This is a genomic window from Paraburkholderia sp. 31.1, from assembly GCF_014397645.1.
GTDB classification, from domain to species: domain Bacteria; phylum Pseudomonadota; class Gammaproteobacteria; order Burkholderiales; family Burkholderiaceae; genus Paraburkholderia; species Paraburkholderia tuberum.
On sequence record NZ_VZQN01000280.1, the window covers coordinates 1 to 228 of the forward strand.

A 228-nucleotide genomic window follows, 5' to 3' on the forward strand; every position below is an offset into this window, starting at 1 on the left:
GCGTGGTGACCGCGTCCGCGGACGGGACCGCGCGGGTGTGGGACGCGGCGACCGGCGAGGTGATCGCGAAGCTCACCGGACATCAGGGACCGGTTTTCTCCGCCGCCTTCAGCCCGGACGGCCAGCGCGTGGTGACCGCGTCCGCGGACGGGACCGCGCGGGTGTGGGACGCGGCGACCGGCGAGGTGATCGCGAAGCTCACCGGACATCAGGGACCGGTTTTCTCCG

At 73.2% G+C, this 228-nt stretch carries 1 pseudogene; it reads left to right on the plus strand.

Annotation, left to right across the window (positions count from 1 at the left end):
• Positions 1 to 228 (plus strand): annotated as a pseudogene (locus tag F6X37_RS36270) (hypothetical protein); the annotation flags it as partial.